This is a genomic window from Haemophilus sp. SZY H56 (assembly GCF_054332415.1).
The window spans coordinates 47,739-62,700 of sequence record NZ_JBTGNX010000003.1; the positions used below are offsets into that span (position 1 = coordinate 47,739).

13 protein-coding genes are annotated in these 14,962 nt (G+C 39.4%); 4 read left to right on the plus strand and 9 right to left on the minus strand.

Going from position 1 to position 14,962, the window contains the following annotated elements; translation table 11 throughout:
• Positions 1 to 87: 87 nt before the first annotated feature.
• From trxB to grpE, 7 genes are all read right to left on the minus strand, one after another.
• Positions 88 to 1,041, minus strand: coding sequence for a thioredoxin-disulfide reductase (gene trxB, locus ACXVWP_RS03220; protein WP_005699879.1), 954 nt, complete (start codon positions 1,039 to 1,041; stop codon positions 88 to 90).
• A gap of 89 nt (positions 1,042 to 1,130) precedes the next feature.
• Positions 1,131 to 1,988: a co-chaperone YbbN gene (locus ACXVWP_RS03225; RefSeq protein WP_289901291.1), complete on the minus strand. Its 858-nt coding sequence runs from the start codon at positions 1,986 to 1,988 to the stop codon at positions 1,131 to 1,133.
• A 119-nt stretch (positions 1,989 to 2,107) separates the two neighbouring features.
• Positions 2,108 to 3,418, minus strand: a complete 1,311-nt coding sequence (locus tag ACXVWP_RS03230) for a nucleobase:cation symporter-2 family protein (protein WP_289901290.1) — start codon at positions 3,416 to 3,418, stop codon at positions 2,108 to 2,110.
• A gap of 134 nt (positions 3,419 to 3,552) precedes the next feature.
• Entirely contained in the window at positions 3,553 to 4,950 is a 1,398-nt protein-coding gene (locus ACXVWP_RS03235) for a DASS family sodium-coupled anion symporter (protein ID WP_289901289.1), read from the minus strand.
• A gap of 153 nt (positions 4,951 to 5,103) precedes the next feature.
• Positions 5,104 to 5,685: a uracil-DNA glycosylase family protein gene (locus ACXVWP_RS03240; RefSeq protein ID WP_289901288.1), complete on the minus strand. Its 582-nt coding sequence runs from the start codon at positions 5,683 to 5,685 to the stop codon at positions 5,104 to 5,106.
• A 74-nt stretch (positions 5,686 to 5,759) separates the two neighbouring features.
• Positions 5,760 to 7,886 carry an anaerobic ribonucleoside-triphosphate reductase gene (gene nrdD, locus ACXVWP_RS03245; RefSeq protein ID WP_289901287.1) on the minus strand — a complete coding sequence of 709 codons (2,127 nt, stop codon included), beginning with the start codon at positions 7,884 to 7,886 and terminating at the stop codon, positions 5,760 to 5,762.
• Between the two features lie 265 nt (positions 7,887 to 8,151).
• A complete protein-coding gene (gene grpE, locus ACXVWP_RS03250; protein ID WP_289901286.1) occupies positions 8,152 to 8,727 on the minus strand; it encodes a nucleotide exchange factor GrpE in 576 nt (191 codons plus the stop codon).
• 130 nt (positions 8,728 to 8,857) lie between these two features.
• On the opposite strand from grpE, the gene ACXVWP_RS03255 reads away from it, so the two are divergent.
• Positions 8,858 to 9,748, plus strand: a complete 891-nt coding sequence (locus ACXVWP_RS03255; protein ID WP_297568517.1) for an NAD(+) kinase — start codon at positions 8,858 to 8,860, stop codon at positions 9,746 to 9,748.
• A 76-nt stretch (positions 9,749 to 9,824) separates the two neighbouring features.
• Positions 9,825 to 11,501: a DNA repair protein RecN gene (gene recN, locus ACXVWP_RS03260; protein ID WP_289901284.1), complete on the plus strand. Its 1,677-nt coding sequence runs from the start codon at positions 9,825 to 9,827 to the stop codon at positions 11,499 to 11,501.
• A gap of 19 nt (positions 11,502 to 11,520) precedes the next feature.
• Here the strand turns inward: recN and ACXVWP_RS03265 are convergent, their stop codons facing one another.
• A complete protein-coding gene (locus ACXVWP_RS03265) occupies positions 11,521 to 12,087 on the minus strand; it encodes an aminotransferase class IV family protein (protein ID WP_289901283.1) in 567 nt (188 codons plus the stop codon).
• Entirely contained in the window at positions 12,087 to 13,061 is a 975-nt protein-coding gene (locus tag ACXVWP_RS03270) for an aminodeoxychorismate synthase component I (RefSeq protein WP_289901282.1), read from the minus strand. Before ACXVWP_RS03270 ends, ACXVWP_RS03265 begins: the two co-directional genes overlap by 1 nt.
• A gap of 76 nt (positions 13,062 to 13,137) precedes the next feature.
• Here ACXVWP_RS03270 and ACXVWP_RS03275 point away from each other — a divergent pair, with 76 nt between their 5' ends.
• Together ACXVWP_RS03275 and metK are read left to right on the plus strand one after the other, a co-directional pair.
• A complete protein-coding gene (locus ACXVWP_RS03275) occupies positions 13,138 to 13,728 on the plus strand; it encodes an anthranilate synthase component II (RefSeq protein WP_289901281.1) in 591 nt (196 codons plus the stop codon).
• 78 nt (positions 13,729 to 13,806) lie between these two features.
• Complete coding sequence (metK, locus tag ACXVWP_RS03280; RefSeq protein ID WP_289901280.1) at positions 13,807 to 14,961, plus strand: methionine adenosyltransferase; 1,155 nt, start codon at positions 13,807 to 13,809, stop codon at positions 14,959 to 14,961.
• The last annotated feature ends 1 nt before the right edge of the window (position 14,962 follow it).

Sequence of the window (14,962 nt, forward strand, 5' to 3'; positions counted from 1 at the left end):
TGGCTAGAGGATTAAAAAATCTACCTTTGAAAAATAATAGGTGCGTGAAACCTTGTTTTACGCACCTTACATGAGAATTTAGCGCACTTATTCTTGTGCATCTAAATAACGTTCAGCATCTAATGCAGCCATACAGCCTGTACCTGCTGAAGTAATAGCTTGGCGATAGTTGTGATCCATTACATCACCCGCAGCAAATACGCCTTCCACAGACGTTGCTGTTGCATTGCCTTCAAGACCAGACTTCACAACGATATAACCGTTATTAAGTTCAAGCTGACCTTGGAAGATTTCAGTGTTTGGCGCATGACCGATGGCAATAAATAAACCGTCTAATTTCACGTCTTCTTTTTCGCCAGTTTTCACGTTTTCTAAACGTACACCTGTTACGCCCATGTTATCGCCTAACACTTCATTCAAAGTGCGGTCAGTATGAAGCACGATTTTGCCTTCTTCGACTTTTTTGTATAAGCGATCGATTAAGATTTTTTCCGCACGGAAGCTATCGCGACGGTGGATTAAATGTACTTCAGACGCAATATTGGCTAAGTAAAGCGCTTCTTCAACTGCGGTATTTCCGCCACCGACAACGGCAACCGGTTTATTGCGATAGAAGAAACCATCACAGGTTGCACAAGCTGAAACGCCACGGCCTTTATAAGCGGTTTCAGATTCTAATCCGATATAACGTGCTGATGCCCCTGTTGCGATGATTAACGCATCACATGTGAAGGTTTGCATATCGCCATAAAGTTTGAATGGGCGAGAAGATAAATCGACTTTATTGATATGATCAAACACGATTTCGGTTTCAAATTTTTCAGCATGTTGCAACATACGTTGCATTAAACCAGGGCCAGTTGTCATTTCAAAATCACCCGGCCAATTTTCAATTTCATCTGTGGTAGTAAGTTGCCCACCTTGTTGAAGACCGGTCACTAAAACAGGTTTTAAGTTTGCGCGAGCAGCATAAATAGCCGCAGTATAACCCGCAGGGCCCGAACCTAAAATTAATAATTTACTGTGTTTAACGTCTGACATAAAGAATCCTTTGTTTATAAAATAAAGCATGAGGCTTTTGGAATTCGTTCATTATAAAGCCTTCATGCATAAAAAAATAGTTGATCGTATTAGTAAAGCAATGAATAGAGCCATCGGCGATATTTATTGGTGATAGGATCTGCATTGCCAATGGCTGATAAAATAGATAAAAACTGTTGTTTCACTTCACCATTTTCTGCAGAAAGATCTTGTTTTAGAATGTTAAATAATAAATCCAATGCTTCTTCATTTCGATTGGCTTGATGTAGCTGAACAGCCAATTTCAACGCAATTTCAGGCGTTGGATTTTTCGCATAATCCGCTTGTAATTGCTGAATTTCTGGTGTATCAGCCGCTTTAATTAAAAGTTCAATTTGCGCTTGTAAGCCATGCCAACGGCTGTCGCGATCCTGAATTGGAATTTGCGCTAAAATATCTGCCGCTGGCTCTGTTTTTTTCATGGCGATATAGGTTTCTGCATAAAGTAATGCGACATCGCTGTTTTTCTTATCTGAAAGCTCCCAGGCTTCTTTCAGTAGTGGAAGGGCCGAGTCGTAATCTTCCACTTGTAAAAAGTCCAAGGCTTTTTGGAATTTTAAATCTTCTTCTTTTGGCAAAATGGCGCTCAAACGTTGCAATAAGCTGGCTTCATCTAATGCACCTGGGAACGCATCTAATGCTTGTGCTTCTTTAAAAAGATAAGTTGTAGGCAACGCTTGAATACGAAATTGTGCGGCAATCATTTGCTCCGTTTCACAATTGACTAAGCCGAGAATAAATTGTCCTTGGTGTTGTTCTGCCACGCGTTGTAATAGATTGGCAAAATCTGCCGATTCTTTATGGCTTGGTGCGTAAAAGTTAATGACAAGCGGGGTTTCGACGGAACGTTGCAACGTTTCCGTAAGATTTTGTTCGTTGAGTTCAACTAAAAAAGGTAAATCTGACATTTTTATTCCTTGATCAATGGAAAATGATACCTGATTTTAACAAAGTGCGGTCAGTTTTAGAAATGTTTTACAGGAAAAGAAAAGGGCAGTGTTAATCTGCCCTTATTCGCTATCTATTTTTATTCTTTTGTTTCTTCCACTTTATCTTCTGGAAGCACGAGGTTAAGAATTAAGGCAAGTAATGAACCTACAGTAATACCTGAACCGAGCACTTCTTTGAAAAAGTGCGGTAATTTATCAAGCAATTCTGGACGAGTCGTCACCGCTAAGCCGCAGCCAATGGAAATCGCGATAATTAAACCATTGCGTTTGCTACGTGCCACTTTATCCAACATTTGGATACCTGCAGCGATAATCATCGCGAACATCATTAAGCCTGCACCACCTAATACAGGCAATGGAATTGAAACAATTAATGCGCCGAATACAGGGAATAAGCCTGCTAGCGCTAGAAGTACACCGGTTAGCGCAACCACGTGACGACTTGCCACGCCCGTTAGAGAAATGACACCAATGTTTTGTGAGAATGAAGAGAATGGTGTGGTGGACATAATGGCAGCTAGGGCAGATCCTAAACCATCGGCTAAAACGCCACCGCGTAAATGTTTGCCGGTGATTTCGGTTTTGGTAGCATTACCTAGTGCTAGGAAGTTACCGCTTGATTCAACAATCGTCACTAAATACGCAATGGACATGCCGATAATACCTGAAATTGGGAAGGCTAAGCCAAAGTGTAGTGGTTGTGGAATCGCAAAAGTTTGAGCTTGTTTTACGCCTTCAAAGCTTACCCAGCCCATGGCTAAACAAACGAGATAGCCTGTCATCATTCCAATAACGATTGCTGCGGCAGAGAAAATCCCTTTGCCCCATTGCACGAGCACGACTACGATCACCAACACAAAGCTCGCCATCATTAAGTTTTCTGGCGTCGCATAATTCGCATCACCACGTTGACCACCCGCGAACCAGTCAACCGCAACTGGAATCAGGCTTAAGCCGATCATCATGACAACAGTCCCCGTCACAAGTGGTGGAAACAATTTGCGAATATACGGCATGAAGAAACTGCCGATAATCATCACTAAGGAACCAATGAGAGAAGAACCTAGAATACCAGCGATACCATATTCACTAAAACCAATGGCCAGTGCGGCGGCAACGAAAGTAAAACTGGTTCCCATCACACTTGGTAAACGAATGCCCACAGGTCCTAAGCCTTTACATTGGATAACCGTGACTACACCAGAAATTAAAAGCGCAGCATTAACTAATGTAATGGTATCTTCGGTCGGTAATTTTAAGACGTTACCAATGACCAATGGTACGGCAATAATACCCCCGAGTGCAGCAAGTAAATGTTGTGCCGCAAGGAGTAAACTCAATCCGAAAGGTGGTTTGTCTTCCACGGTATAAAGTAGGTTGTTATTCATAGGTTCTTTTAAGTATAAAAAAATTGTGCGAATTATACGTGAAATTCTCATTTACGCAAACGTTTGCGTAGGTAAAATAAAAAAGAGCGGTTAAAAATCATGTTATTTTCAACCGCTCTTGTCTGTTTTAAAGGCTACATCCAGAATAGATAAGCAATAGTTGCAATAACGATTATACAGGTTAAATCAATAAACTTACCGACACGAACCATTTCAGATTGTTTGACAAAGCCTGTGGCGTACACAATTGCATTAGGCGGTGTACCAACCGGCATCATAAAAGCACAAGATGCACCCAAACCAATAATCATCGCAAAACCAAGCGGAGGCATATTGAGTGCTTGAGCGATAGATATAAAGATTGGGACAAGTAAGGCTGCACTTGCCGTGTTTGAAGTAAACTCGGTCAAAATCACAATAAATGCTGCAACAATTAATGCCATCACATAGTAGTGGCCCCCCTCAATAATGAAGACTATACCATCCGCCATGATTTTGCTTGCACCAGAATGGGTAAGAACCGAGCTTAATGTTAAACCACCACCAAAGAGGAAAAGTACGCCCCATTCTGTATTTTCTTGTACTTCTTTCCAGCTTGCGATGCCTGTTACACAAATAACAATTGCTGCAGAGAGTGCGACCATACTATCAAAACTGCCGATTGGTTTAGGGAGTCCTAATAATTGAGAAATAATGGGATTGAGATAGCCGCCAAAAATCCAAAGAATTGCCACCGCTACAAAAATCGCTAAAGTTAAAATACGTTTTTTATTCATATGGATTTTGGCAAATTCGGCTTCAAAATGAAGGTTTAATTTCGGTTTAAAGACGATGTATAACCAACCGATGATAATTGGGAATAAAATTAACATCACTGGCGTGCCATACATTAACCAGTCAGCAAAACCTAAATGAAGCTGAGAGGCAGCGATGGCATTAGGAGGGCTTCCTACCAAAGTCCCCATACCCCCAATAGTGGCACTATAGGCGATGCCTAATAATACAAATATATAAGTGTTATGTTCTTTATTACGATCTAATTGGCTTAAGATCGTCATGGAAAGTGGTATCATCATTGCCGCTGTAGCCGTATTACTCATCCACATAGATAAAAAAGCCGTGGCTAAGAATAGATAAAGAACAGCAATGAATAATCGACCTTTGGCTAATTGCATAATTTTATTGGCAATCATTTGGTCAATTTTTTGCACATTTAATGCGGTCGCAAGCGCAAATCCGCCAAAAAATAAGAAAATAGTTGGATCGGCAAAAGCCACCAAGGCCTCACGACTATTTACCAATCCTAATAATACGGACAGGATAGGAACAAATAGCGCTGTAATCGTGACATTTACTGCTTCAGTAAGCCATAAAATTGCCACGAATGCTAATAATGCTAAACCTTTATTGACTGCTAGCTCAAAAGGAAGCGTGTTTAATAAAACAAAGAAGAGCACGACATCGACGAGGAATATAATCGCATTTTTATTCCAAGCTTTGGCTCTTGAGTTAGTAACAGGGGTTTGTTGCATATTTTTCCTCATATTTGTTAATAGTCGCCGATTGTAGCACAAGAAAGATTAATCAGAAAAGAAGACATACTCAAAACGGATTAGTATCATAATAAAGAAGTATTATTAATATATTGAATTTATTAAAGATAACCTTATAAATCAGATGTTAAACTAATAAGATAAAATCGCTTTCACTTGCTTTTGTAATGTTGGAACTATCTCTTGCTCAAACCATGGATTTTTCTTGAGCCAAATTTGATTGCGTGGAGAAGGGTGAACAAGCGGAAGAAAGTGGGGAAGAAAATCACGGAAATGGTGAACCGTCTCAGTCACATTAAGCTCGTTTTCAGGTAAATAATATTTTTGTGCATATTGCCCGATAAGAATGGTGAGCTCGATATTGGGCAAGTTAGCGAGAATTGCTGGATGCCATTTTTCCGCAAAGCCTTTGCGCGGTGGTAAATCACCCGATTTTCCTTTCCCAGGGTAATAAAAATCCATCGGGATGACTGCAAACATACCCGAGTGATAAAAGGTATCGCGATCCACACCTAGCCATTTGCGTAGGCGATCACCGCTTTTATCATTCCAATATAAACGACTTTCTTGCGCTTTAATTCCGGGGGCTTGTCCGACAATATTAATACGAGCTGTCGTTGGTGCCGCAAAAAGCGGTTCAATTCTTTTTGCTGTGAATGATTGATTATCGGGATCTTGCATAATGGATTGCGTGATTTGTGTCAGTGTTGGCATGGTACTTCCTTATTTATTGAAATAAAAATAGCTCACTTTTGATGAGCTATTTTATCATAATCAATGCTGCGACATTATAGGTGTTTCACTCGACGTTTTACTTCTTCTTGTTTGCCAGCGTTGAATGGACGAGCATCAGGGCTGCCGAGATAACCACAAACTCGTCGGGTCACGGAGACTTTTGCACTGTCATGGTTGCCACATTTCGGACAAACAAAGCCTTTACTTGTGCAATTAAACTCTCCCGTGAAGCCACATTCGTAACATTCATCAATTGGCGTATTGGTGCCGTAATAAGGCACGCGATCGTAGCTATAATCCCACACATCTTCGAGTGCTTTGAGGTTATGTTGAATGTTAGGGTATTCGCCATAACAGATAAAGCCGCCACTTGCTAGTTTAGGATAAGGCATTTCAAAGTCTAATTTATCGTATGGATTGACTTTTTTCTCTACATCTAAGTGATAGCTGTTAGTGTAGTAGCCTTTATCGGTAACGCCGTCAATGACACCAAATTGTTTGGTATCTAAACGGCAGAAACGATCGCACAAGTTTTCACTTGGTGTGGAATAAAGGCTAAATGCATAGCCGGTTTCTTTCTGCCATTGTTTTACCGCTTCGCTTAAACGACGCACAATCGCGATGCCTTTTTCACGCAGTTGCTCATCGTCAAAAATATGTCCCTTTTTATACAGTGCATTGATGGTTTCATGAATGCCAATATAGCCTAAAGAAATTGATGCTCGTCCATTTTTGAAAATATCCGCAACATTATCATCGGCTTTTAGTCGAACGCCGCAAGCGCCTTCCATATAGAGAATTGGCGCGACACGAGCTTTGGTATTTTCTAGGCGCGCAATACGGGTAAGTAAGGCTTTCTTCGCGAGGACTAAGCGTTCATCTAAAGTGCGGTAGAATTTTTCTTCATTTCCTTGTGCTTCAATGGCAATACGGGGCAGATTCAAACTCACCACACCTAAATTATTGCGACCATCATGCACTTCATGACCGTTTTCTTCATAGGCACCTAAGAAGCTACGACAACCCATTGGGGCTTTGAATGAGCCAGTGACTTTAACCACTTGATCATAGTTTAAAATATCTGGATACATGCGTTTTGAAGCGCATTCTAATGCCAGTTTTTTAATGTCATAGTTTGGATCTTGTTCGTTTTGGTTCACGCCTTTTTTAATGGTAAAGACCAGTTTAGGGAAGACGGGCGTTTTATGATTTTTACCCAAGCCACGAATACGGTTTTTCAAAATCGATTGCTGAATTAACCGTTCTTGCCAACTTGTACCTAAGCCAAAACCAAAGGTAACAAAGGGCGTTTGACCATTTGATGTATGGAGCGTATTGACTTCATATTCAAGGGATTGGAACGCATCAAAACATTCTTTTTCAATTAGCGCTTTCGCATAACCTTCCGCATCCGGAATTTGCCATTGGGCGGCATTTTTCAAATGTTTTTCAAAGCTGAGTTGAACATAAGGTGCAAGTACTTCATCAATACGATTAATGGTTGTACCGCCATAAATATGGCTAGCGACTTGAGCAATAATTTGTGCGGTAACCGCTGTTGCTGTACCGATAGATTTAGGCGGCTCAATTTCAGCATTGCCTATTTTAAAACCATGTGAAAGCATGCCTTTTAGATCAACGAGCATGCAGTTAAACATTGGGAAAAATGGCGCATAATCTAAGTCGTGATAGTGGATTTCCCCTTTTTCATGGGCTTCAACAACATCTCTTGGCAGAATATGACGTTTGGCATAATGTTTTGCCACAATACCTGCCAGTAAATCACGTTGGGTAGGGATAACTTTCGCATCTTTATTGGCGTTTTCATTAAGCAATTCCACGTTGCTTTGCTCAATCAGCCCTTCAATTTCTTTAGTTAATTGGCTGCGTTTTTCACGTGCAAGATCACGATCGTGACGATATTCAATATAGGCACGTGCAATTTGTGGATACTTGCTTGTCATTAAGTGATCTTCAACAATTTTTTGAATCTGGTTGATATCAATTTCATGCTGATAATGACTAAAAATTTCAGTATTAATTCGCTGGCTCAGCTCATGAATATAAATTTCATCAACAATATTGACCGCACTTGCTGCTTTTTTGATTGCATTAGTAATGCGTTGTAGGTCAAACCCAATTCGTGAACCATCACGCTTAATCACAAAGAAAGCGTTCATTTTATGACTCCTGTAAGGTCGCTATGAAAAAAATTGAAAGCACTATATATAGTTTTGTTTAATAGTTCAACACACAATATATAGTGTTATTTTGTATTTTTCGATGGTTGAAATTGAGTTGAAACCTTGATAAATCTGGGAAGTAAGAGTGTTTTTGTTGAGAATTATTCTCAAATTATTTTGTAATAAATTTGATCTTAATCAAGTTTTTGGCAATAAAAAAACGGACGAAAAATCGTCCGCTCTTTAAGTCATAGAAAAGAAATTAAGCTGCAACCATTACCATAGCTGGGCGAATCACACGACCATTTAAGGTATAGCCTTTTTGTAAAACGGTGGTGATTTGGTTGCTTTCAAACCCTTCAGCTGGTTGCATAGAGATAGCTTGGTGGAGATCAGGGTTAAAGGTTTCACCCACTGCACCAACAGGTTCGACACCAAAGCGAGAAACCGTTGAGAGTAACTCTTTTAAAGTCAGCTCCACACCATCGAATAACGCTTTGATGCTTTCATCTTCCTTATTAGCAGGTGTTGAAAGCGCACGCTCTAAGTTATCAATGGTATTTAAAATGTCTTTTGAAAATTTTTCTAGTGCAAATTTATGCGCTTTTTCAATATCTTGTTCGCTACGGCGACGCATATTGTCAATTTCTGCACGCGTGCGAAGCAATAAATCTTGTTCTTTTTTAGAGGTTTCTTCGACTTGCGCTTTTAATTGTTCTTCAAGCTCTTGTACACGAGCGATCGCTTCTTCTAACGGATCTTCCGTTGAAGTGGTTTCCTGTTGAACTTCTTCAACAAGTTCTTCATTTTCATTTAAGTTTTGTGCTTGTTCTGACATCTTTTTCTCCATTTATCAAAAATTAGTGCTATTTTAGCAAAATTGAATTGCTATGTAATATAATGGCTAAAATTTTAAATTCAAGTGGGGTCAGAAATCGGTGAGTTTGCACTTGGGAGCAATCATAGTTATGGATGAATTAGTCAAATCATTTAAAACCATCGCCTTGATGGGAAAACCGCGTCGCGATCTTAATTTGCAAATGCATAAAAACTTGTATCAATGGCTGAAAGAGAGAGGCTATCGAGTTTTAGTGGAAAAAGACGTCGGTGAAAAATTTGGTTTACCCGAAGAGGTGTTAGCGACAGTTGAACAAATCGGTAAGCAAGCACAACTTGTGATAGTGATCGGTGGTGATGGCAATATGCTAGGGCGAGCTCGTATTTTGGCTAAATATCATATTCCAATGATTGGTATAAACCGAGGTAACTTGGGCTTTTTGACCGATATCGACCCGAAAAATGCTTATGCGCAGCTTGAAGCTTGTTTGGAACGCGGCGAGTTTTTTGTCGAAGAGCGTTTTTTATTGGAAGCTAAAATTGAACGCAATGGGGAAATTATTTCTAGCGGTAATGCGGTAAATGAGGCGGTGATTCACCCCGCTAAAATTGCGCACATGATTGATTTCCATGTTTATATCAACGATAAATTTGCCTTTTCTCAACGTTCAGACGGGTTGATTGTTTCCACTCCAACAGGTTCAACGGCTTATTCACTTTCTGCTGGTGGCCCGATTTTAACGCCAAATTTAAATGCGATTTCCCTTGTGCCGATGTTCCCGCACACACTTTCTTCTCGACCATTAGTCATTGATGGCGACAGCAAAATTTCCATTCGCTTTGCTGAGCATAATACTTCTCAATTAGAAGTTGGCTGTGATAGTCAAATGGCACTCGATTTTTGCCCAGATGATGTGGTTCATATTGAAAAAAGCCCGCACAAACTGCGCCTATTACACTTGAAAAATTATAATTATTACAATGTATTAAGCACGAAATTAGGCTGGCTTAAAAATTTCTAATCCAAAAAGTTAAAAAATCTCTTTACTGTATATTATATCAGTTGTAATATATGGATATACAGTTAAGGAGATTTTTATGCTAATCCAACTTACCATCAATAATTTTGCAATTGTTCGTCAATTAGAAATTGAATTGGCGAAAGGAATGTCTGTGATTACGGGGGAAACCGGCGCAGGGAAATCCATTGCTATTGATGCGTTGGGATTATGCTTGGGGCAGCGTATTGAAACCTCTATGGTTCGAGAAGGGCAGGAAAGAGCTGAAATTTGCGCGACATTTTTTATTGAACTAACTAACCCCGCTTATCAGTGGTTGCAAGAGCAAGAATTGCAAGATCCTGATAATCCCTCCGATTGTATTCTACGTCGTGTCATTAATGCAGATGGGCGTTCTAAAGCCTTTATCAATAGCACGCCTGTATCGGCTTCCCAATTAAAAGAAATAGGACAATATCTTATTCATATTAATGGGCAGCACGCTTCGCAGTTATTATTGAAAAATGATTATCAGCTTCAGTTGGTGGATACATTTGCACATCACCATGATTTACTCGCACAAATGCGAGAAGATTATCGAGCCTGGAAAAATCTTCAAACACAAGTTAAAAACTTCCAACAACAAGTCGCCGAGAATGAAGCGAAGAAACAACTTTTACAATATCAGGTAGAAGAATTGGATGAGTTTGCCCTTCGTCCAAATGAATATTTAGAATTAGAAGAGGATCAACGTCGTCTATCAAATAGCGAACAGCTGACACAATTATCACAATCAGCCTTACAGCTACTCAGTGAAAATGAGACTGTGAGTATCGATTCTATGCTTTATCGTGCGACACAGTATATTGATGAATTAAGTGAGTTAGATCCTCGCTATGCATCCGTTCAAACGATGTTGAATGATGCACTTATCCAAGTGCAAGAGGCGACAAGTGAAGTCCAACACCTTGCTTCTCATATTGAGCAAGATCCGATGTTATTACAAGAGATTGAGCAGCGTTTAGGTCAAGCTTTACAACTTGCACGCAAGCACAATGTGAAACCTGAAGAGTTAGTGGAATGGCATCAAAAATTAAAAGCAGAATTGACCGCACTTTTAGATTTTTCAGAAAGTGAAGAACGTCTGATTCTGGAAGAAAAAGCCGCCTTTGAGAAAATGCAACATACGGCAAAACAATTACATGAAAGCCGTTACCAAGCTGCCGAGAAATTAGCGCGCCAGGTGACACATTCTATTAAAGGGCTTGCAATGGAAAATGCCGAGTTTTTCATTGAAGTGAATTCGGATTTAGCTAAAGTAGCGGCAAATGGGGCAGATAATATCGTTTTTACTTTACGCAGTAATTTAGGACAACAAGCACAACCGCTAGCAAAAGTGGCATCAGGTGGTGAATTGTCTCGTATTTCATTAGCGATTCAAGTCTTAACGTCCGATCAATCGGCGATTCCAACGCTGATCTTTGATGAAGTGGATGTTGGGATTAGTGGAAAAACTGCGAGTGTAGTGGGTAAATTATTGCGTCAATTAGGTGATAAATGCCAAGTGCTCTGTGTGACCCATTTACCACAAGTGGCATGCCACGGACATCATCAATTTAATGTTGAGAAATTTACCGTTGATGATAAAACAGAAACTAAAATGACCGCACTTTCTCAAGAAGAGCGCGTTCCTGCTCTTGCAAGATTGCTCGGTGGTAGTGAAATTACGGATCTTGCTTTAGCAAATGCACAAGAGATGTTAGATTTAGTCAAATAGAATGAAGTGAATGGGCATTTTATAGCCCATTTAAGGCATTAATGACTCGAATTTCGTTAAACTGTTTAAGTTGTTCTTGTCTAATTTCAATTTCTTGAAGTTGACCGGATTGCAATAGATGTGTCCGTTGTGTGCCTTGTAATAAAGGGGTATTGGGGGTAAACCATTGACCGCCTTTTCTAAAGGCGAGATTGCCAATAGAACAGTCCGTCACAAAGCCACCTTTAATAATAATGATTTCATCAGCCTCTCCCTTTTGTGCAAATAATGCGTTGATAAGTTCACGATCAGTATATTTGAGCGAATAATCAATTTCATTACAGACTATGGGCTTGAATACACGATGTATTTTAGGTGTATATTCAAGGTATGTAATTTTGGTTTGATGAGCGTTGTAGTCAATTCGACAGCGAACAAGCTTATTATCTAGCTCCTTAGGGACTTGAATTAGATCTAAAAGATTAAAAAAAGTGACCGCACTTTTTCCATAGTAAGTGATAAGGCTACGCTCATAGCGAGCTTGATGCAGAGCAATATTTTGAATTTTGCCGTTTTCAATGGCGATGGTTTCAAATAAAGGGAACATTACTTTTCCTTTTGAATTGGAAGGTAAACTTTGGCAATCAACTCTTGATATTCATCTTCAAGTTGGCTTTGAATGGTAATGCCGCCACCACTACGAAAATAAAATTTATTCTCTTTTTGTTCAATAAAACGAATTGCGACGGCGCTATTTAGACTTTCGCCATCAAAAATACCGAAAATTCCTGTGTAATAACCTCGTTCTTGCTTTTCAGCTTGTTGGATAATGGAAACCGTTTTTTCTTTAGGCGCACCGCTAATCGAACCAGCGGGTAAAAGTGCAGCTAATATTGAGCCAATTTTATTTTGCCAATTATTCTCCAGTTCACCACAAATTTCTGAACTGGTTTGCAGTATTTCGCCTCGTTCTGTGTAAATACTATCGATGTAGCGAAAACGAGATACTCTGATGTTTTTTGCAACCATTGAAAGATCATTACGCATTAAATCGACAATGGTGTAATGTTCTCGTTGCTCTTTTTCATCATTTAACAAATTCGCTTTGGCATTAGGCCGGCTCGCATCAATCGTTCCTTTCATGGGATACGTATAAATTTTGTTTTGTCGAATTTGCACAAAGGATTCAGGGGAAAAGCAGATAAATTGATCCTTCAAAAGTAATTTATAAGGTGCTTCAACCGAGTGAAAAATTTGAGTTAAATTGCCACTTAATTTGATTCCGGTAGGATAAGTGAGATTGAGTAAATAGGAATTACCTTTTTGTAATTCGCGTTGAACAAGATGAAATCCTTGTTCATATTGATGTAATGTAATGGGCTTTTTATCAATGATAGACAAAGCAAAGTGCGGTTGATTTTCAGGGATATTTTTTACGCTTTGAATATCCCAAATTAGCCCTTTTTCAATGCTTTCATCAAAAGAACAAATAAGAGGTTTCTTCTGTTCAAAATCAATTAAGAAGAAAAAAGGTTGGCGTAATGCGCCATAAGCATTAGCTTGATGAATAAATGTTTGCATGGCTTGTAGATAAAAAAATAAAAAGGATTTTAACGCAGAATCGCTATAATGTTGAAATGAATTTAGTCACCGAATTATGGCACTAGCCCGTATGAAAAAAATTTTAGTTATCAATAACCATGATTCTTTTACTTATAATTTAGTGGATCTTATTCGCCAATTACAGGTACGTTTTGATGTGGTAAGTATTGAAGATTTATCATTAGATTGTGTAGAAGGTTATACACATATTTTAATTTCTCCAGGACCAGATGTTCCAAGCACGTATCCACAATTATTTGCGATGTTAGAACGATTTTATCAAACAAAGTCCATTTTAGGTGTTTGTTTAGGACATCAAACCCTTTGTGAATTCTTTGGCGGAGAACTCTATAATTTGCCAAGTGTGCGTCATGGGCAGAAACGCCGTTTAAAAGTGCGGTCAAATTCAGGCTTATTTTTAGGGCTTCCAGCCGAATTTGAAATAGGTCTTTATCATTCCTGGGCAGTACAAACTGAGAGTATACCAGAGACATTAGAAATTACAGCTGTTTGTGATGATGAAATCGTGATGGCAACACAGCACAAAAATTTACCTATTTTTTCTGTGCAATTTCATCCTGAGTCTTACATGTCAGAATTCGGTGAACAAATGTTACAAAATTGGTTAAATTTCAAAAATACTTGATAGGAATGCTTGCGTATTAGTCAAAAAAGCGTATTATAGACGTCTATACGTCAACACATCCAAAAGAGAAGAGAACTTATGTCTAGCTATTTATTTACTTCTGAATCTGTTTCAGAAGGACATCCAGATAAAATTGCCGATCAAATTTCTGATGCAGTACTTGATGAAATTTTAAAACAAGATCCTAAAGCACGTGTGGCTTGTGAGACCTATGTCAAAACAGGGATGGCGTTAGTCGGTGGTGAAATTACCACATCAGCATGGGTTGATATTGAAAACCTCACTCGACAAGTGATTTGTGATATTGGTTACAAACATTCTGAAATGGGCTTTGATGGCAATTCTTGTGCCGTATTAAATGCGATTGGTAAGCAATCATCAGATATTAATCAAGGTGTGGATCGTGAGAATCCATTAGATCAAGGTGCGGGTGACCAAGGGATCATGTTTGGTTATGCAACAAATGAAACCGAAGTCTTGATGCCTGCAGCGATTACTTATGCACATCGTTTAATGGAAAAACAAGCCGATGTGCGTAAAAGTGGAAAACTCGCGTGGTTACGCCCAGATGCGAAAAGCCAAGTGACTTTGAAATATGAAGATAACAAAATCGTGGGCGTGGATGCGGTAGTGCTTTCTACACAGCATAGTGAAGAAGTGTCACAAAAAGAAATTTATGAGGGCGTGATGGAAGAAATCATCAAGCCAATTTTGCCAAGCGAATGGTTATCTCAACAAACAAAATATTTCATTAACCCAACAGGGCGTTTTGTAATTGGTGGCCCAATGGGCGACTGTGGTTTAACGGGGCGTAAAATCATTGTCGATACCTACGGTAGCGCGGCTCGTCATGGTGGTGGTGCATTTTCTGGTAAAGATCCATCAAAAGTAGACCGTTCAGCTGCTTATGCAGCACGTTATGTGGCGAAAAATATTGTTGCAGCAGGTCTTGCAGATCGTTGTGAAATTCAACTTTCTTATGCAATTGGTGTGGCAGAGCCAACCTCTATTATGGTGGAAACCTTTGGTACAGGAAAAGTATCAAACGAATTATTGGTTAAGTTAGTGCGTGAATTCTTTGATTTACGTCCTTATGGTTTAATTAAAATGTTAAATTTAATTCAACCAATTTATCGCCAAACTGCTGCGTATGGACATTTCGGTCGTGAACAATTCCCATGGGAAAAAGTGGATCGCGCAGAAGAGTTGCGAGCAGCAGCCGGTCTTAAATAAA

Excerpts from the sequence above, each read along its gene's own strand:
- ACXVWP_RS03230 (WP_289901290.1), bottom strand. The coding sequence starts at position 3,418 with ATGAATAACAACCTACTTTATACCGTGGAAGACAAACCACCTTTCGGA.
- ACXVWP_RS03255 (WP_297568517.1), top strand. The coding sequence starts at position 8,858 with ATGGATGAATTAGTCAAATCATTTAAAACCATCGCCTTGATGGGAAAA.
- ACXVWP_RS03235 (WP_289901289.1), bottom strand. The coding sequence starts at position 4,950 with ATGCAACAAACCCCTGTTACTAACTCAAGAGCCAAAGCTTGGAATAAA.
- ACXVWP_RS03240 (WP_289901288.1), bottom strand. The coding sequence starts at position 5,685 with ATGCCAACACTGACACAAATCACGCAATCCATTATGCAAGATCCCGAT.
- ACXVWP_RS03270 (WP_289901282.1), bottom strand. The coding sequence starts at position 13,061 with ATGCAAACATTTATTCATCAAGCTAATGCTTATGGCGCATTACGCCAA.
- ACXVWP_RS03265 (WP_289901283.1), bottom strand. The coding sequence starts at position 12,087 with ATGTTCCCTTTATTTGAAACCATCGCCATTGAAAACGGCAAAATTCAA.
- ACXVWP_RS03225 (WP_289901291.1), bottom strand. The coding sequence starts at position 1,988 with ATGTCAGATTTACCTTTTTTAGTTGAACTCAACGAACAAAATCTTACG.
- grpE (WP_289901286.1), bottom strand. The coding sequence starts at position 8,727 with ATGTCAGAACAAGCACAAAACTTAAATGAAAATGAAGAACTTGTTGAA.
- nrdD (WP_289901287.1), bottom strand. The coding sequence starts at position 7,886 with ATGAACGCTTTCTTTGTGATTAAGCGTGATGGTTCACGAATTGGGTTT.
- trxB (WP_005699879.1), bottom strand. The coding sequence starts at position 1,041 with ATGTCAGACGTTAAACACAGTAAATTATTAATTTTAGGTTCGGGCCCT.
- recN (WP_289901284.1), top strand. The coding sequence starts at position 9,825 with ATGCTAATCCAACTTACCATCAATAATTTTGCAATTGTTCGTCAATTA.
- ACXVWP_RS03275 (WP_289901281.1), top strand. The coding sequence starts at position 13,138 with ATGGCACTAGCCCGTATGAAAAAAATTTTAGTTATCAATAACCATGAT.
- metK (WP_289901280.1), top strand. The coding sequence starts at position 13,807 with ATGTCTAGCTATTTATTTACTTCTGAATCTGTTTCAGAAGGACATCCA.